Annotated in this window: 13 protein-coding genes; 11 read left to right on the forward strand and 2 right to left on the reverse strand. The window is 69.9% G+C overall.

Annotation, left to right across the window (positions count from 1 at the left end; all coding sequences use genetic code 11):
* Positions 1-296 precede the first annotated feature (296 nt).
* Both ACFY3J_RS33935 and ACFY3J_RS33940 read left to right on the forward strand, forming a co-directional pair.
* Positions 297-1910 carry a right-handed parallel beta-helix repeat-containing protein gene (locus ACFY3J_RS33935; RefSeq protein WP_390842434.1) on the forward strand — a complete coding sequence of 538 codons (1614 nt, stop codon included), beginning with the start codon at positions 297-299 and terminating at the stop codon, positions 1908-1910.
* A gap of 477 nt (positions 1911-2387) precedes the next feature.
* On the forward strand, positions 2388-4577 hold the full coding sequence (locus ACFY3J_RS33940) for a phosphocholine-specific phospholipase C (RefSeq protein WP_384186713.1): 2190 nt from the start codon (positions 2388-2390) through the stop codon (positions 4575-4577).
* A 103-nt stretch (positions 4578-4680) separates the two neighbouring features.
* Here the strand turns inward: ACFY3J_RS33940 and ACFY3J_RS33945 are convergent, their stop codons facing one another.
* Positions 4681-5748, reverse strand: coding sequence for a LacI family DNA-binding transcriptional regulator (locus ACFY3J_RS33945; protein WP_390842435.1), 1068 nt, complete (start codon positions 5746-5748; stop codon positions 4681-4683).
* Between the two features lie 79 nt (positions 5749-5827).
* The gene (locus ACFY3J_RS33950) at positions 5828-7756 is read right to left on the reverse strand and encodes a DUF2264 domain-containing protein (RefSeq protein ID WP_390842436.1); all 1929 of its coding nucleotides are present in this window, start codon (positions 7754-7756) and stop codon (positions 5828-5830) included.
* A 311-nt stretch (positions 7757-8067) separates the two neighbouring features.
* Between ACFY3J_RS33950 and ACFY3J_RS33955 the strand changes: the two genes are divergently transcribed.
* The 9 genes from ACFY3J_RS33955 to ACFY3J_RS33995 all read left to right on the forward strand — a co-directional run bounded on the left by ACFY3J_RS33955 (position 8068) and on the right by ACFY3J_RS33995 (position 18096).
* Positions 8068-9408, forward strand: a complete 1341-nt coding sequence (locus tag ACFY3J_RS33955; protein WP_384186720.1) for an ABC transporter substrate-binding protein — start codon at positions 8068-8070, stop codon at positions 9406-9408.
* Positions 9405-10376: a carbohydrate ABC transporter permease gene (locus ACFY3J_RS33960; protein WP_390842437.1), complete on the forward strand. Its 972-nt coding sequence runs from the start codon at positions 9405-9407 to the stop codon at positions 10374-10376. Before ACFY3J_RS33955 ends, ACFY3J_RS33960 begins: the two co-directional genes overlap by 4 nt.
* Entirely contained in the window at positions 10373-11254 is an 882-nt protein-coding gene (locus ACFY3J_RS33965) for a carbohydrate ABC transporter permease (protein WP_390842438.1), read from the forward strand. The genes ACFY3J_RS33960 and ACFY3J_RS33965 overlap by 4 nt, the downstream gene beginning before the upstream one ends.
* A 116-nt stretch (positions 11255-11370) precedes the next feature.
* Positions 11371-12354, forward strand: a complete 984-nt coding sequence (locus tag ACFY3J_RS33970; RefSeq protein WP_390842450.1) for a hydroxyacid dehydrogenase — start codon at positions 11371-11373, stop codon at positions 12352-12354.
* Positions 12355-13004: 650 nt separating this feature from the next.
* A complete protein-coding gene (locus tag ACFY3J_RS33975) occupies positions 13005-13910 on the forward strand; it encodes a LysR family transcriptional regulator (RefSeq protein ID WP_390842439.1) in 906 nt (301 codons plus the stop codon).
* A 413-nt stretch (positions 13911-14323) separates the two neighbouring features.
* Positions 14324-15889 carry a 4-hydroxyphenylacetate 3-hydroxylase N-terminal domain-containing protein gene (locus ACFY3J_RS33980; protein ID WP_384186731.1) on the forward strand — a complete coding sequence of 522 codons (1566 nt, stop codon included), beginning with the start codon at positions 14324-14326 and terminating at the stop codon, positions 15887-15889.
* Positions 15890-15985: 96 nt separating this feature from the next.
* Entirely contained in the window at positions 15986-16921 is a 936-nt protein-coding gene (locus ACFY3J_RS33985) for a VOC family protein (protein ID WP_384186734.1), read from the forward strand.
* Positions 16918-17670 (forward strand): dimethylmenaquinone methyltransferase, encoded by a 753-nt coding sequence (locus tag ACFY3J_RS33990; RefSeq protein WP_384186737.1) that lies wholly within the window; start codon positions 16918-16920, stop codon positions 17668-17670. The genes ACFY3J_RS33985 and ACFY3J_RS33990 overlap by 4 nt, the downstream gene beginning before the upstream one ends.
* Positions 17671-17673: 3 nt before the next feature.
* Entirely contained in the window at positions 17674-18096 is a 423-nt protein-coding gene (locus ACFY3J_RS33995) for a cupin domain-containing protein (RefSeq protein ID WP_281154397.1), read from the forward strand.
* Positions 18097-18150: the final 54 nt, after the last annotated feature.

An 18150-nucleotide genomic window follows, 5' to 3' on the forward strand; every position in this document is an offset into this window, starting at 1 on the left:
TCCCGGACCGTACGAACCCCGCGCAGGGTTGACCACCGCCCGGTCGACCGTATGCGGTAAGCGGTATCCATCGTGCGGCGAACGGTTCTTGGGGGCCAGAGGTCTGATCGAACGATCACCCACGACCCGATCGCGCGGTCTCTCGATCATATGGCGATCGAGGTGTCCATATGGCTTGACCGGGATCAGTCAGTCGGCCACCCTACGGTGAGGCACCACTCGGGGCTGAGACCCGTCGCACGACGCGTACGTGGCCTGCCCCACCCCACGCCGCTCCCTCCGCAGAGAGGACCCACATGCCCCACCGCCCCTCCGGCGTCCGCCTCGGCGCCGTGCTCGCCGGTACGGTAGGAGTCGCGCTGGCCGCCACCGCCACCGCGTCCCCCGCCCTCGCCGACGGTGCCCCGCACGGACATCGCTACTACCTCGACTGCTCCGCGGACGGCGGACCGGGCGACGGCAGTCACGCGCACCCCTGGACCTCCCTGGCTCAGGCCGGCGCGCATCGCTACGGCCCTGGCGACCAGTTGCGCATCGCGCGCGGCACGACCTGCACCGGCACCCTCGCCCCGACCGGCGCCGGCTCCGCCGCCGCGCCCGTCCGGATCGGCGCCTACGGCACCGGTGCGCTGCCGCATCTGGAGGGCGGTGGCCTGCACGACACAGTGCTGCTGCGCAACATGGAGTACGTCGAGGTCCGGGACCTGGAGATCACCAACTCCGGCGGTACGCCCGGCACCGAGCGCAACGGCGTCCGGCTGGAGCTGGCCGACCACGGCATCGGCCACCACTACGTGCTCTCGGGTCTGGACGTGCACGCGGTGCGCGGCGGCGACTTCAAGACCCTCACCGGTTCCAGCGGCATCCAGATCGACGTCGCCGGCACGACGACCGCGAGCGCCTTCGACGACCTGCGGATCACGGGGAACCGCATCCGGGACGTGGACCGGGAGGGCATCTACTTCAAGTCGACGTTCTCCCGTCGCGACCTGGTGGGCGACCAGCAGGACCCCAAGGCCTACCCGGGCCCGTGGACGCCGAGCACCCATGTCCGCATCGACCACAACACGCTGACGTCGATCGCCGGTGACGCGATGAAGCTCGACACCACCTCGGGGGCGGTCGTCGAGCACAACCGGGTGGACGGCTTCCAGCTGCGCTCCAGGGTCGCCAACGCCGGCATCTGGACTTTCAACACCGACGACACCCTCATCCAGTACAACGAGGTGTCCGGCGGCGGCAACAGCCTGGACGGCATGTCCTTCGACGCCGACGGCGCCTCGAACCACACCGTGTTCCAGTACAACTACAGCCACGACAACAAGGGCGGCTTCCTGCTCAACTGCCCGTACAGCGGCGCGAAGACCGTCGACGTCGTCGCCCGCTACAACATCAGCCACAACGACGGCGCCCGGCTGCTGCAGAACTGCTGGGGCCCGATCCTGAACACGCAGATCTACAACAACACCTTCCTCAACAGGGAGGTCGTCCCCACCTACCTGGTGCAGGACGACGCCGGTTCGCCTGCCACCACCCAGCACGAACTGACGATCCGCAACAACATCTTCGCCGGTCCGGGGGACACCACCGACGGGTCCTACCGCTTCAAGAACCCGACGCCGGACCTGCACTTCGACCACAACGTGCTGTACGGCGTCCCGGGCGGCGTGCCCGCCAACACCGACGGGAGCGGCACGAACCCCGGCGGCAGCGCCGCGGACCCGAGGCTGATCGCCGCCCTGGCGGGCGCCGACACCTCCGACCCCGGCTCCTTCCGCGTCGCCCGGGAATCCGCCGCACTCGGCCTGGGCGTGCCCGTGCCGGACGCCGGCCGCCACGACTACTTCGGCTTCCCGATCCCGAAGCGGCATCCCGCCGCCGGCGCGTACCAGGGACCGCCGGTCCGCTGACCCCGGAGGGCGCGGGGACCGCCGGTCCGCTGACCCGGAAGGCGGGCTCGCGGGCCAGTTCGCAGCACAGCAGGCTCTCTCGGCGAGTCCGCCATGGGCGGCGCAGGGGCGGAACGCGGCGATGAACTCGTGACGTCCGGCGGCCTGCGCCTTCTCTCCACCCGTGTACGGGCGACATACCTGAGGCGTCCACACACCGCTCCCGCCCGGGCGGGAGTGAACAATGCGAGACAAGTCGGCAACTTGTCTTGCCAGGTTGGCCGGACTGTCGGAATGCTGCAGGCGCCATCGATCAGTTGCCGCCGCCACGCTCCCCCACCGCAGGCGGACCTCCACCCGCTCGTTCCCACCGTGATCTCGGACCTTCCCGCTATGCGTCCGATGGCTGCCGCTTCCGGTCACCCCTGCCCCGAGGGGCCGTCGGCCCGAGCTGCTGCCGTGCTCCGGTCCGAGTGCCACATCGAAAGGATCATTCGCATGTCGCATGCCGACGAGCCCACCGAGCACCTTCCCGAGACCAACCCCGACGGCTCGCTGGCCGGCACGACCGGCCGCATCCCGCGTGGCGTTCCCGCGTCCCTCTTCGGTTCGGGACTGAGCCGGCGCCGGCTGCTCCAGGCGGCCGCGGCGTCGGCGACGGCCGCGGCGACCACCGGCCTCACGGCAGCGGGCACCGGCAAGGCCGCTGCCGCGCCGGCCGACACGGCAGCGGTCGCCACCGGACTCACCGGCACGATCGCCGATCTCAAGCACGTGGTGATCCTCATGCAGGAGAACCGTTCCTTCGACCACTACTTCGGCATGCTCCCGGGTGTCCGCGGCTTCGGCGACAAGCAGGCCCTGCTGTACCCGGACGGCACCACCGTCTTCCACCAGCCGGACGCCAAGCGGACCGACGGCGGCCACCTGCTGCCCTTCCGCCTGGAGACGGGCAAGTACAACGCGCAGAACGCGGGTGGCCTGCCGCACGGTTGGGCGGACGGCCACAACGCCTGGGCGATGGGCAAGAACAACGGCTGGATCGCCGCCAAGGGCGAGCAGACCATGGGCTACTTCACCGGTGAGGACATTCCCTGGCAGTACGCCCTGGCGTCCGCATACACGGTCTGCGACCACAACCACTGTTCGATCGCCACCAGCACCAGCCCCAACCGCATCTACATGTGGTCCGGCGGCATCGACCCGACCGGCGCGAACCACGGACCGGCCATCAACAACGGCGGGGACTACGGCTACCGGTACACCTGGGAGACCTACCCCGAGGCCCTCCAGAAGGCCGGGGTGTCCTGGCAGATCTACGTCAACAACGACACCGACAGCAACTGGCTCGGTGACTACACCGACAACACCGTACGCTCCTTCGCGTCGTTCAACCCGGCGCAGTCCGGTGCCGACACCTCGCCCGACGGGCTGCTCGCACGCGGCAACGTGCTGCGGACTCACACCAAGCCGACCGGGCCCAACTCCAACCAGAACGTCGACTACGTCCTCAAGGACTTCATCGACGCCTGCAAGCCCGGCGCGGAGCGGCCGCTGCCGGAGGTCTCCTGGATCGTCGCCCCGTACCTGTGGTCGGAGCACCCGGCCGGCGCTCCCGACTACGGCGCCGTGTACGCCGACCGGGTCATCCAGGCGCTGCACGAGAACGAGGAACTGTGGAAGTCCACTCTGCTGATCCTCACCTTCGACGAGAACGACGGCTACTTCGACCACGTGCAGGCGCCGCTGCCGGAGCCCGGCACGGAGGGCGAATTCGTGCAGGGGCTGCCGATCGGTCCGGGCGCGCGGGTGCCGATGATCCTCGTCTCTCCGTGGACGCGCGGCGGCTGGGTGTCCTCGGAGGTGTTCGACCACACCTCGCTCGTCCAGTTCCTGGAGCACTGGACCACGAGCCTGGGCAAGCCGGCGCTCTGTGAGAACGTCAGCGAATGGCGCCGGACGGTGTGCGGTGACCTGACCTCGGCGATCGACTTCTCCTCGGCCGACACTTCACTGCCCGACCTGCCGTCGGTCGACGTGCTGATCGCGGCGGCGGAGCACGACGGGACGCTGCCGTCGATCGCCAAGGCGATACCGGCCACGGGGCAGCAGTCGATGCCGGTGCCGCCGTCCGGCCGGCTGAAGGCGAGGCCCGTGCCCTACCAGCAGCACGCCACCGTGGCCGTCGACCGCTCCAGCGGCAAGGTCACCGCGACCCTCACCAACGAGGGTGCGCGGGGTGTGAGCATGCAGGTGTTCCCGGACGCCTACCGCGACTTCGAGGCGACGCCGTTCACCGTCACCAAGGAGGGCGCCAAGCGCTACGTGTGGGACACCGCGACGACGGACGGGAAGTACGCCTTCAGCATCTACGGCCCCGACCGGTTCGTGCGGTCCTTCGCCGGAAGCGTCGTCCCGGGCGGCCGGAACGCCGGTGCCGTCCCGCAGGTCGAGGCCGAACTCGTGCCCGGCCACCGTACGCTGCGGCTCCAGCTGTCCAGCGGCGGACGCGACCAGGTCCGCTTCGCCTTGGCGGCCAACGACTACGAGGGCGGCCACAAGACGGTGTACGTCGGTCAGGGCAAGCCCGCGGTCGTGGAATGGCCGACCGACCAGGACGGCTACTACGACGTGGTCGTCACCGCGGCCGACGGCTTCCGCTACCGTTTCGCGGGCCGGATCAGCTGACCCGCGGCCCACAGACCCGGCGGGCTCTCCCACGTCGCGTGAGCTCGCCGGGGCAGCGGACGATCTGATCCGAGAAGTCACGTGCTCCAGGCGATGCGGGCGCTCAGGCGGTGCCCTGACGGCCGCAGGAGGCACGTACCTTCAGTTCGGGGAGCAGTTCCACCCGGTGGATCGGGAGAGCCGAGCCGTGCCGCAGCCGCCTCAGCAGCAGGTCGACGGCGGCGGCGCCGACTGCCCGCTTGGGCGGGGCCACGGCGGTCAGCGGCGGGGCACCGAGAGCCGCGAAGACGTCGTCGTAGCTGATCAGGGCCAGGTCCTCGGGGACGGACAGGCCGCGTGCGCGCAGCAGTGCCGGAAGCTGGATGGCGTCCTGGTCGTTGTGCACGAGCGCGGCTCGCACGCCCCGGCCGACGGCCTCGGCCAGTTGGCCGGCCACCCGCTCGGGGGCCGTGGCGGGATCGTCGATGTCGATCACCGGCTGCGGTGTCAGGCCGAGGGTGGCGCAGCCTTCGGCGTAACCGCTGCGCACTTTCAGCGCCGTCCAGGTGTCGCGGCGGGCGGCGAGGGCGACGGCGTCGTGGCCGAGCGCGGCCAGGTGGCGCAGGGCGAGCAGCACGCCGTGATGGTGGTCTGAGCTGACCGAGTCGAGTTCCGCGGCGGCCGTGCCGACGGCGGCCCGGCGTTCGACCAGCACGGTCGGGACCGGCAGTTCGTTGAGCCAGAGGCGGTCGTCCGGATTGCTCGTGGACATCCAGTTGGGCGTGAGCATGAGTCCCTCGGCGCCCGACTTGAGCAGTTGTTCCGCTTGGCCGCGGTCCGCGCCGGGGTCATAGGACGAGATGCCGAGCACCAGGTGGGCTCCGGCGTCGGCGGCTGCGGCGCGCGCCCCGGCGATCACCTCGTCGAAGTACTGGCTGACGGTGTGGCTCACCGTGGGCACGATCAGGCCGAGAGTACGGGCGTCGGCCTCGGCGCCTGCTCGCTCGTCCGGTACCGAGACCGAGCCGTGCGAGCGGCGCAACAGGCCTGTCTCGGCGAGGGTCGCCACATCCCGGCGCACGGTGACCGCCGGGAGGTCCAGACGGGCCGCGAGGTCTGTCACCCGGACCGTGCCGAGCTTGCGCACGATCTCGAGGATCCGCGTCCGGCGCTCGTCAGCCGCGATCGACATGACGGTCCCCCTCTCCCTGATCTGACTCACCACGAGTCTAGCGTTCGATACATTACTGATCTATTGCTCAGCATTTTGATCAGTCCTCGTCGGAGGTGACGGTCACCTCGTCCGCGCGGATGAGGGCCTCGCTGCGGCCGCCGTCCGGCCAGTGGACGCACAGCCGGTGGCCCGTCGGGGCGGCCTCCACCGCGACCCGAGCGGCCGGCGGCGCGGTCCCGGCTCCGCTCAGCCGCACCGCCGAGACGAACAGGCACTCCTCCCCCGTGACCGTGCCGGTCAGCACCGGGAGCGCCGCCGCGGGCCCGAACGCGGTACCCGCAGGCACGGGCTCGGTCGTGGCGGCGTCCAGGCCGTGCAGGGCGACCGCCTCGGAGACCAGCGCGGACCCGGTGACCCGTACCCGTGCTCCGCCGCCGGTCACAGCCGTCTCCACGGCGCTCCCGGCCACGGCCCATCCCGTGTGCCGTACCCCGGTCCCGCCGACGGCGCCGGTGACCAGGTGCGCGTGGATCTCCTCGGCTCCGGCGGCGAGCACCAGGGAGGTGACGCCGACGCCCGGCACTTCGGCCCCTCCGATGCGGGGCCGGTGGGCGGAGGCCGCCCAGCCGGGTCCCGTGCCGAGCGGGACGATCGGGCCGCGCTCGGTCGCCCCGCCGCCGTCCAGCAGCGCGAAGTGGTTGTCGGCGGTGCCCTCGAAGGCCGGTCCGGTGGCGGTGGAGTAGGCCAGGCGCGCGTACAGCGGGTCGTCCGGCAGGACCTCGTCGGCCGGCTGGTTGTCGCTGCCGTGGTTGTGCACGCGTACGAGTCCGTCGGCGGCCGTGGACTGGATCAGCCAGCCCGCTCCGCGCACCGGGACCACGGCGTCGTCGCGCTCGGCCGGTGCGGGTTCCTCCACGGCCGTCCACACGGGGTGGCCGGGCGGCAGCAGCAGGCCGAGGAAGCCCTTGCTCGCCCAGTACGGCGAGGCGGGGCCCGAGTACGGCTGCACCAGCGCGGGGCAGGAACCGAACCAGCCGAGCGTGAGCAGGCCGTCGTCGTCCAAGGCGCCGTGGTCGAGGAAGTGGCGCAGGGTGCCGGAGGCCAGCCGTCGTGTGGTGCCCGGACTCAGCGGGGTGTGGCCGGTCAGGGCGCCGGCCCACGGTGCGGCGGCGGAGGCGAACCGGTAGATGAGCGAACGGCCCTGGTGCAGCGGGGCGCCGTCGCCGCCGAAGGTGTGCGCGTACTGCCCGAGGTGGGCGGCGAGCCGAGTGCCGTAGCGGTCGAGCAGCCGTCTGTCGTCCGCCAGGTGGGCGTGCAGGACGGGGTAGAGGTGGAAGGCCCACCCGTTGTAGTGGTCGACGGCGCGCGGCCGTCCGTCGGTGTACCAGCCGTCGCCCAGGTACCACTGCTCGATCCTGGACAGGCCCTGGGCGACGGCGCGTTCGGCGGCCTCGGTGTGGTGGCCGGTCTCGGCGAGGAAGCCTCCGACGGTGACCTGGAAGAGCCACCAGTTGTTGTCGACGGGGGTGTGGCGCAGTGCGCCAGCAAGCCAGTCGGCGGCGCGGGTGCGGGTCCGCGCGGGGAGGCGGTCCCACAGCCAGGGCCGGGTGAGACGGAGGGCGAGCGCGACGGAGGCCGCCTCCACCATGGCCTGTCCCCGGTCGGTGACCACCGGCCAGGCGGCCGGGTCGCGACCGGTCAACTCCCTTTCCCCGGTGGGGCGCCACGTTCCCGCGGCCAGCCCCTCGGCGTACCGGTCGAGCAGTCGCAGCGGGTCCTTCCCGTCGGCGCCCGCGACGCGCAGGGCGGCCAGCAGGAAGGTGCGGGCGTAGCCCTCCAGCGCGTCCGACCGCGGGCCGGACCAGCTCGGGCGCGGGCCGGGCAGCGCGATCAGGGCGTGGCCGGGCCCGGCGTGCCGCAGCGCCGCGGTGAGCAGCCTGTCCGCCGCGGCCTCCCAGTGGGCGCGGGTCCAGCCCGTGTACGGGCTGAGCGAGCGGTCCTCGGGTGGGAGGGACGTGCGCGGCATGGCGGGGCTCCTTGCTCGGGGTGCCGAATCTAGAAGTCGCCCGATCGATCGTCAATGCGATCGATCGAATGATCTGAACAAGAGACGTCCACATCTCGCCAGCGCTACAAATCCGCAGAACATCCTAGATGCACACCCCCTTCCCTCCTGATCATATGAGATCGTTCGATCGAAAGGTATTGACTTCGATCTGAAGCGTTCCCAAGATGTGCGGTACCCGGGCCCGACGGCCCCGGAGCCCGGCCGGCCTCGCCGTCGCCGGCTCCGCACCGGGCACACTCCACCCGTCCCGTTCCCCCAGGAGCCGAGCCATGTCCGCTGCCCCCACCCGCAGTCGCACAGCCCTCCGCGCCGCCGCCGCGCTCACCGCCGCCGCTCTGTCCGCCACCCTCCTCGCCGCCTGCGGCAGCGACGACGACAGCCCGACGTCCGGCGCGGGCAAGCCCGTCGACATCACGTTCTGGGGCTGGGCGAAGGGCACCCAGCAGGTGGTGGACGCTTTCAACGCCTCCCACAAGGACGTGCACGTCAGCTACGAGGAGATCCCCTCCGGTTCGGCCGGCGGCTATGCGAAGCTCTCCAACGCGGTCAAGGCCCACAACGCCCCCGACGTGTTCAACGTCGAGTACCCGCAACTGCCGGACTTCGTCAGCCAGGGGGCCGTCCAGGACATCGGCAAGTACGTCGGCGCCGACCTGAAGGCGAAGTACCTGCCGCAGGCGGTGCAGCTGACCACTCTCGGTGGTGCCACGTACGCGCTGCCTCTGGACGCCGCCCCGCAGGCCTTCTACTACCGCAAGGACCTGTTCGACAAGGCGGGCGTCAAAGTGCCCACGACCTGGGACGAGTTCCGCACGGCCGCCGAGAAGCTGAAGAAGGCGGAGCCCGGCAGCCGTATCGCCACGTTCTTCCCCGACGACCCGACCACCTTCGAGGCGATGGCCTGGCAGGCGGGCGCCCAGTGGTTCGGCACCGCCGGGGACACCTGGCAGGTGAGCCTGGAGGCGCCCGAGACGAAGAAGGTCGCCGACTACTGGCAGAAGATGATCAACGACGACCTGGTCCGGGTCGAGCCCTCGTTCAGCCAGCAGTGGACCGCCTCGCTGCAGAAGGGCCAGACGGCCGGCTACCTGGGGGCGTCCTGGGGCGGGGGTGTGCTGAAGGGCACCCTTCCGAAGGACCAGGCCGGAAAGTGGGCCGTCGCCCCGCTGCCGTCCTGGAACGGCACCCTCGCGAGCGGCATGCTCGGCGGCACCACCTTCGCCGTCTCCAAGGACAGCGAGAAGGCGGAGGCCGCCGTCGAGTTCGCCACCTGGGCCACCACCACCGCCCAGGGCATCCAGGCCCGGATCTCCTCCGGTGACTCCTCCGCCTTCCCGGCCGACCCCGCGCTGGTGCCGGTGGCCGCGAAGGCGTTCAAGGCCGACTTCTACGGCGGGCAGGACATCTACGGTGTCTACAAGAGCGCCGCCGGGTCCATCGAGCAGAAGTGGACCTGGGGTCCGGCGATGGGCGTCACCAACAACTCCCTGAAGGACTCCTTCGGCAAGCTCTCCTCCGGATCCGGCACCATCGCCCAGGCCCTCGCGGCCGCGCAGAAGGACACCGTCGCCGAGCTGAAGAACCGCGGTCTGAAGGTCTCCGCGCCGTGACCCCAACCGCTCCCACGGCCACCCGCACGGCCGCCGCCGCGCCCTCGCGTACCGCTGCCATCCGGCGGCGGCGGTACGGGGCGCCCGCCGTGCTGCTCGCGCCGTTCTTCGTGCTCTTCACCGGCGCCACGCTGGTGCCGGTCGGCTACGCCGTCTACCTCAGTCTCTACGCCGAGCACCACTCCGGCCTCGGCTTCGGCGGCAGCGAGACCGTCTTCACGGGCCTCGGGAACTACAGCCGGGCGCTGGGCGACGCGGCCTTCCGCGGCGGCTTCCTCAACCTGGCGCAGTACTGCCTGCTCTACATCCCGCTGATGATGATCCTGGCGCTGGTGCTGGCCCTGCTGCTGGACTCCGCCCTGGTCAAGGCCCGCCGGTTCTTCCAGCTCGCCCTGTTTTTGCCGCACGCGGTGCCGGGCACCATCGCCACCCTGGTCTGGATCTACCTCTACACGCCCGGCATCAGCCCGGTGATCGGCGCCCTGAACTCGCTCGGCGCCCACGCCGACCTGCTGGGCCACCCGCTGCCGGCCGTCGTCAACATGGCGGTGTGGGAGTGGACCGGCTACAACATGGTGATCTTCTTCGCCGCGTTGCAGGCCATCCCGCGCGAGGTCCTGGAGGCCGCCGTGGTCGACGGTGCCGGGCCGCTGCGCACGGCGCTCAGCGTCAAGATCCCGCTGATCCGCTCCTCGCTCGCGGTCGTCGGCCTGTTCACCGTCATCGGCTCCCTCCAGTTGTTCACCGAGCCGATGATCCTGCACGGCACCACCCCCAGCGTCGTCTCCACCTGGTCCCCCAACATGTACGCCTACACCGCGGCCTTCGAGCGGCACGACTACGGCCTGGCCGCCGCCTCCTCGGTCCTGCTGGCGCTGGCCGCCGCCGCGCTCTCCTTCGTCGTCACCCGGGCCACCCGCGCCCGGGGCGAGGACCGGCCCCAGCCCGCCACGGAGGCCGCCGCATGACCACCGCCACCGCACAGCCCGGCGCCGCACGCGTGAAGGGCCGTCCCTGGTCACTGTCCAGGGCCGCCGTCAACGGCGCCCTGGTACTGGCCACCGCCTACACCCTGCTGCCGCTCGCCTGGCTGCTCACCGCCGCCGCCAAGAACACCGGCGACCTGCTCGGCGGCCGTACCCTCACCCCGTCCACCTGGCACCTCGGCGCCAATCTCCACGCCCTGGCCACGGCCGGGGACGGCATCTACTTCCGCTGGTACGTCAACTCCCTGCTGTACGCCGGGATCGGCGCCCTGCTGTGCGCGCTCGTGTGCGTCTGCGCGGGGTACGCCTTCCACGTCTACAGCTTCCCCGGCAAGGAGAAGCTGTTCGGGCTCGTCCTGCTCGGCGTGCTGGTGCCCACCACCGCGCTCGCGCTGCCGATGTACCTGCTGGCCTCCAAGCTGGGCGTCGTCAACACCTTCTGGGCCGTGTTCGTCCCCAGCCTCGTCAACCCCTTCGGCGTCTACCTGGCGCGCGTCTTCTGCGCCGGATACGTACCGGGCGAGGTGCTGGAGGCCGCCCGCATGGACGGCGCCGGCGAGCTGCGGACCTTCTGGTCGGTGGGGCTGCGGATGGTGATGCCCGGACTCGTCACCGTCTTCCTGTTCCAGTTCACCGCCATCTGGAACAACTTCTTCCTGCCCCTGGTGATGCTCTCCGACAACCGGCTGTTCCCCCTCAGCCTCGGCCTGTACAGCTGGAACACCCAGACCCACGCCTTCCCCGAGTACTACCCGCTGGTCGTCACCGGCTCCCTGCTCGGCATCGTCCCGCTGGTGATCGCCTTCGTCGCCCTGCAGCGCCACTGGAAGGCCGGCCTGACCGCGGGAAGCGTCAAGTGACGTCCGCCCCTGCCACACCCGTACCGGAGAACCGAGTGTCCAACCCCCCGACCGCACCAGCCGCGCCGCCGAACCCGGCCGCCTCCGGACGGCGGCGTCCACGCGCCCTGCTGGCCATGCACGCCGATCTCGCCGGCCGGCTGATCGACCGCGCCACCCTGGACCGGCTCACCGCGCTCGCCGACCTCGACCCGGCCCTCGTCGTCGACGACTTCGGCGACCCGCGGGCCGCCGCTGCCCTGCGCGAGACCGAGGTCATCGTCAGCAGCTGGGGCTGCCCCCCGCTGGACGAGGACGTCCTCGCCCGGGCGCCCGCGCTGCGAGCCGTCATCCACGCCGCCGGATCGGTCAAGCATCACATCACCGAGGCCTGCTGGCGGCGCGGGATCCAGGTCACCTCGGCGGCCTGGGCCAACGCCCTGCCCGTCGCCGAGTACACCGTGGCGGTGATCCTCCTCGCCAACAAGCAGCTGCTGCGCAGTCGGGACGACTACCGCGCCCGGCGCGGCGTCGAGCACGACTGGCTGGCCGCCTACCCCCACGTCGGGAACTACCGGCGTACGGTCGGCGTCGTCGGCGCCTCCCGCATCGGCCGCCGCGTCCTGGAACTCCTGCGCCCGCACGACCTCGACCTGCTCCTGCACGATCCCTACGTGGACGCGCCGGAGGCCCAACTCCTCGGCGCCCGCTCGGTGGAGCTGGACGAGCTGTGCGCGGCCAGCGACGTGGTCACCGTCCACGCCCCCGAACTCCCCGCCACCCGGCACCTCATCGACCGCCGCCGGCTCGCCCTGTTCCGCGACGACGCGACCTTGGTGAACACCTCCCGTGGCTCCCTCGTCGACCAGGACGCCCTGGTCGACGAACTCCTCACCGGCCGCCTCAACGCGGTTCTCGACGTCACGGTCCCCGAAGTTCTGCCCGTCGACTCCCCGTTGTACGACCTGCCCAACGTCCTCCTCACCCCGCACGTCGCCGGCTCCCTCGGCGGCGAACTCCACCGCATGGCGGCAGCCGCCGCCGACGAACTCGCCCGCTACACCGCCGGCCTTCCCTTCGCCCACGCCGTGCTCCACGAGGAGACCACCCGCTCGGCCTGACGAGGCCGCACCTCTCACGACCCATCCCGGTCCCGCGCGCGGGTCCGTGCCGCCGCCGGGGAACCGCACCATCGCAGCGGGGGCGTCTCCCGGGGACGCCCCCGCTCCTGACTTCACCGACGGCCACGTAGACGGATACCACCTCGGGGCCTGCGTCGGCCGGACGCCCGAGAAGCCAGGCGGGCAGCAGCGGCACCGTGGCGCTCATGGCACGGCGGGGCCGGTTACGGCCGCCGCCGCGCACCGCATCGGGCATCCGTCCGGCCGTGCGGTGACGGTGACCGTGTCCGACGACAGCGGATGGCTCGCCGAGGGGACGGACGAGAACTGCCCCGACCCGTGAGCGCGGATCCGTGCCGCTGCGACACCCGAGGTGACCCACCAACTGAGGCTCGGCGGCACTGAGCCGTGCTCGTTACTCCTTCTGCCCGGCACCGGAATTCGTTCGGCGGTGAATGGGATGGACGGCTGTTCAATACCGGCGGCGGGCTCGGACCGGACCGGGTCGTTTCGGCCGGCGGCACGCCGTAGCGGGCCAGACGCGACCTGATCGTAAGAGCGCCGCACGCACGACTTCATCCGATCACAGCCTTCCCCAAGCAGGTTGCTCATCTGTTGACATTCCGCAGAAGTCGTGACATCCAGAGGGCATGGATTTTCGCCAACTCGAGTACTTCGGAGCCGTCGTCGAGGCCGGCTCGGTTTCACAGGCCGCCAAGAATCTGCGCATGACGCAGCCGCCGCTGAGTCACGCCATCGCGAAGCTGGAGCGGGAGCTCGGAGTGAGTCTCCTCGAGCGAACCGCGAAAGGCGTGCACCCCACCCAGGCGGGCCTCCACCTCCTCTCCAGGGGCGAACGTCTGATAGCGGACCGGAACCGAGTCGTGGAGACGCTGAAATTGATGGGAGGGGGCGCAATCGGCGATCTGCACATCGGTGTGGAACCCATGGTCATCAACGAAATCATCGCGGACGTACTGGCGGAGTTCCTCGACCAGGCCCCCAAGGCACGCGTCACGCTGGCCGATGTCACTCCCGACCTTATTGTTCAGGGTGTTCTGTCCGGCGATCTGGACATGGGCTGCGTCCCGTTCGGGTCCACGCAATTCGCCAGATTCGTCGCCGAGGGCTGTGACTGGTGCCCCATTATCGACATCAATGTCAAGCTCGCTGTGCCACGGTATCGCGCCATGGAATCCCGTCCTGACGGCAAGGGCTGGGGCCGGTGGATCCTGCCGTCCCGGCTTTCCGCGTTCTGGGGTATGCCGGACGCCGCGGAGAAAGCCTTGTCGGGCGACGACTCCTTCGAGGTCATCGAGGTTTCCACGCCGCAGACGGCAGTTGCCTTCGTTGCCGCCGGACTGGGTGTCGCGCTCGTGACCGAGCGCATCGCCGGATCGAGTGATTCGGTGGCGCTTCTCGACCCCCCGGAATGGCTCCGGTCCATGCAGGCGACCCTGCTGTGGAAGCGCGGAGGAGATATCACCCCGCTCATGGGTCGCTGGCTGCAGGCCACTCGGACCGTTGCCGAGCACCGCCGCGCGCTCGGACGGTGAGAGCAGCCATACGCGGAACTATGCACCCCCCTGCTGCGCCCTATATGGAAAGGGAGGGTGAAATCAAGAGCACATCCCCGCGATCGACCACCGAATCCATGTGACGTGCGCCACATTCGAGCCGGCATCCGACCTGCGGCGGTACCCGCGCCAACGCTTGAAATGCCTGCTCAGAGGCAGTTTCCGGCTCGAGCGCCGATCGGCCTGGAGGCCGGTGGCCGACGTACTCGAGCGTCGTGGGGCCCTTCCGCTTTCTATTGCCCGTGCCGTGCGGCCGTGTCAGTCTTCCGGGCAATTCGACGGCGCGGGCCCTATCGATGAGAGAAAACACCGCTTGCGATTGCTGCCCGCGCCCTGGCTGCACGAACCGCTGGCTCGGCCCGGTTCCGTGAACGACAAGAAAGGGCCGGTCAATGACGGCGGGAAACACGAATCAGTCGGCACAGAGCCCTGCCGGCCGTGAGCATATCCCCTTTACCGGAGATGAATATCTCGAAAGCCTCAACGACGGCCGCGAGGTCTGGATCTACGGGGAGCGGGTGGAGAATGTCGCCGAACACCCCGCCTTCCGCAACTCCGCTCGCATGATCGCTCGCATGTACGACGCCCTGCACGACCCCGCGCGCAAGGACATCCTCACCGCGCCCACGGAGTGGGGAGGTTTCACCCACCGCTTCTACCAGGCGCCCAAGAGCGTCGAGGAGCAGGTGGCCTCCCGTGACGCCATCGCCGAGTGGCAGCGGATCACCTGGGGCTGGATGGGCCGCTCGCCCGACTACAAGGGGTGTTTCCTCGGCACTCTCGGCGCCAACGCCGAGTTCTACCGGGGGTTCGAGGACAACGCGCGCACCTGGTACCGCAAGGCCCAGGAGAAGACCTGGTACATCAACCACGCCATCATGAACCCGCCGGTCGACCGCGGCCTCGGTCCGGACGCGGGCAAGGACGTGTTCATCCGGGTCACCAAGGAGACCGACGCCGGTTTCTACGTCACCGGCGCCAAGGTGGTGGCCACCGGGTCCGCCCTGACGCACCACACCTTCGTCGGTCACGTGGGCCAGGTCGCCGTGCAGGACCCGGCCTTCTCCCCGGTGTTCATCACGCCCACCAACGCTCCCGGCGTCAAGCTGCTCTGCCGCACCTCGAACGAGTACCGCGCCTCGGTGCTGGGCAGCCCGTTCGACTACCCGCTGTCGAGCCGACTGGACGAGAACGACGCGATCCTGGTCCTCGACAACGTGTTCGTCCCCTGGGAGAACGCGTTCATCTACGACGACCTGGAACAGGCGAACAAGTACAACATCCACTCGGGCTACCTGGAGCGCGCCTCCCTGCACGGGTGCACCCGGTTCGCCGTCAAGATGGACTTCCTCGTCGGCATGCTGTCCCGCGCCCTCGATGTCACCGGGGCCGGTTCGTTCCACGGGGTCATGTCCCAGCTCGGCGAGGTCATCGCCTGGCGCAACACCTTCTGGGCGCTGTCGGACGCGATGGCGAAGAGCGCGGTGCCGTGGAAGGGCGGCATGATCCAGCCCGACCCGCAGTTCGCCGGCGCCTACCGCGTGATGAACCAGCTGGCCATGCCGAAGATCAAGAACATCATCGAGCAGGTCGTGGCCAGTGGACTGATCTACCTCAACTCCCACGCCAACGACTTCAAGACCGCGGAGATCCGGGGCTATCTGGACACCTACCTGCGCGGTACGGGGGGCATCGACGCCGAGGAGCGCGTCAAGGTCATGAAGATGCTCTGGGACTCCATCGGCACGGAGTTCGGAGCCCGTCACGAGCTGTACGAGATCAACTACATCGGCAGCAACGACGTGACGCGTCAGACCAACCTGTTCGGCGCACGGGGCAGCGGTCTGCTCGACTACTGCAAGGAATTCGCGCAGAGCGCCATGGACGAGTACGACCTGAACGGCTGGACGGTTCCGGACCTGCGCAATCCCGACGACGTCAGCATTCTCAAGGGCTGACGACCCCGCGCGGCTCCCTGCCGAGAGGGAGCCCCGGTCATTCGGCGGCGCCGGAGCGTACTCGTCGCCGTGCTCCCACCCACCCCAGGAGGACCCGTGGCTACGGCTATTGATGCTGCCCAAGTCACCTACGAGGCACCGGATCTCGAGGTGATGGAGAAGTTCCTGACCGCGTTCGGCATGGTGCCGGCCGAGGGCAGCGACGACCGGACCCTGTACATGCGGGGAACGGGCACCCAGCATCACATCCATGTGACCCGCAAGGCCGACAAACAGCGCTTCGTCGGCGCATCGATCGAGGTCGCCACCTACGACGACCTCGTCGAGCTCGCCACGAGATCGGGGTCCTCCCCGGTCCGTGAGTCGACGGAGCCCGGCGGCGGCCACGAGGTCGCGATGACCACGCCCGACGGCTTCGAGATCCGGGCGATCTGGGGCCGGCGCAAGGCCGAGCCGATCCCGGACCGGGAACCCTTCGCGATGAACAACATCCGCGACAAGAACCGGGTGAACGCCGCCGTCCGCCAGCCCGTCGCGCCGTGCACCATCGCCCGCCTGGGTCACTTCGTGCTTCATGTGAAGAACCACGACGAGACCATGGCCTGGCTCAACGAACGCTTCAACTTCCTCCCCTCCGACTACTTCGTCCCCCCGGGCGAGGAGGGGCCTGTCGTCGGCACCTTCGTCCGGCTGGACCTGGGCGAGCAGCTCGTGGACCACCACTTCATGCTCGTCCTGCAGTCGGACTGGGCGGGAATCCACCACAGCGCGTTCGAGGTCACCGACATGGACGCCGTCATGTCGTCGCACGACTACCTCGTGCAGCGGGGATACTCCCTCGACGTCGGAGTCGGCCGTCACCTGCTCGGCAGCCAGATCTTCGACTACTGGAAGGACCCCTTCGGCTTCCGTATCGAGCACTACACCGACGGCGACATCGTCGACCACGACCACCGGCCGACCAAGTTCAACGGCACCGCCGGCGACACCACCCAGTGGGGGAACCGCCCGCCCCTGGAGTTCTTCCAGTGACCGCCGCAGCGAGCGCGGACCTCGCCGGACCACTGCCCGAACCGATCCGGGCGCAGCTGACGCGGGCGGGCTCGGCCACCGTGGCCAACATGCTGCTCCGGCGCGGCCTGAGGAACGTGATCATGGCCGCGGTGCGGCCGCTGGCGGCCGGCCAGCAGCCGCTGGTGGGCCCGGCCTACACCCTGCGGTTCATCCCCGCACGCGAGGATCTCGACACCCTCGCCACCTACTCGAGCAGCGACAACCTGCACCGGCGGGCGATCGAGGAGTGCCCGCCCGGCGCGGTGCTCGTGATCGACGCGTTCGGCTGCACGGCTGCCGCGTCCATGGGCGACATGATGGCGGCGCGGCTGAAGCACCGCGGTGTGTCCGGCGTGGTCACCGACGGCGGCTACCGGGACTCGGAGGCCATCAGGGAGACGGGTCTGCCGTGCTACCAGCGGGACAACGCGCCCCGAGCGACCCCCATCGCCCTGCATCCGGTCGCGCTCGACGAACCCGTCGGGTGCGGTGGAGTGGCGGTCTACCCCGGCGATGTGCTGCTCGGTGACGGCGACGGCGTCGTGGTCATTCCCCGTGAACTGGCCCCGGAGGTCGCCGCGGAAGCCGCCGACGCCACCGCGTACGAGGAGTTCGCGGCTCGTGAACTCGAGCGGGGCCGGTCCCTCTTCGGACTGTTTCCCGCCACACCCGAGAGCCGCCAGGAATACGAGACGTGGGTGGCAGCAGGCCGCCCCGGATTGGAGTGAACAGTGGACATCAACCCCGCGACCATGAAGTCGCTCGAGGTCCTGATCCATGCCGCCGACCTCAAGGACGAGGACTGGATCGACTATCCCGACTACGGGTTCCGTCAGTACTTCCTCTACAAGAACCCCGACACCGGCGCCAGCATCGCCCTCCTCGAGTACCAGCGGGGCGGCACCATCCCGACCAAGCACACGCACGCCTCGAACCAGTTCATGTACTGCCTCGAGGGCGACTACGAGTACACCGACTCCGGTCTCCGGCTGCGTCCCGGGTCGTTCTACATGAACCCGAAGGACCATCCGCACGGTCCGACTCTGGCGCACGAGCGCAGCGTGCTGATCGAGATCTACGACGGCCCGCACTACTACGAGAAGCCCGAATACCACACGGACGAAACGATCGGCGACTTCCTTGCCAAGGGGTGAGGCGCAGACCCGTCCGACGTATTCCTGCCGAACTCGCGACGTTGATGGAAAGCG

It is taken from the genome of Streptomyces sp. NPDC001231, from assembly GCF_042896885.1.
Classification (GTDB): domain Bacteria; phylum Actinomycetota; class Actinomycetes; order Streptomycetales; family Streptomycetaceae; genus Streptomyces.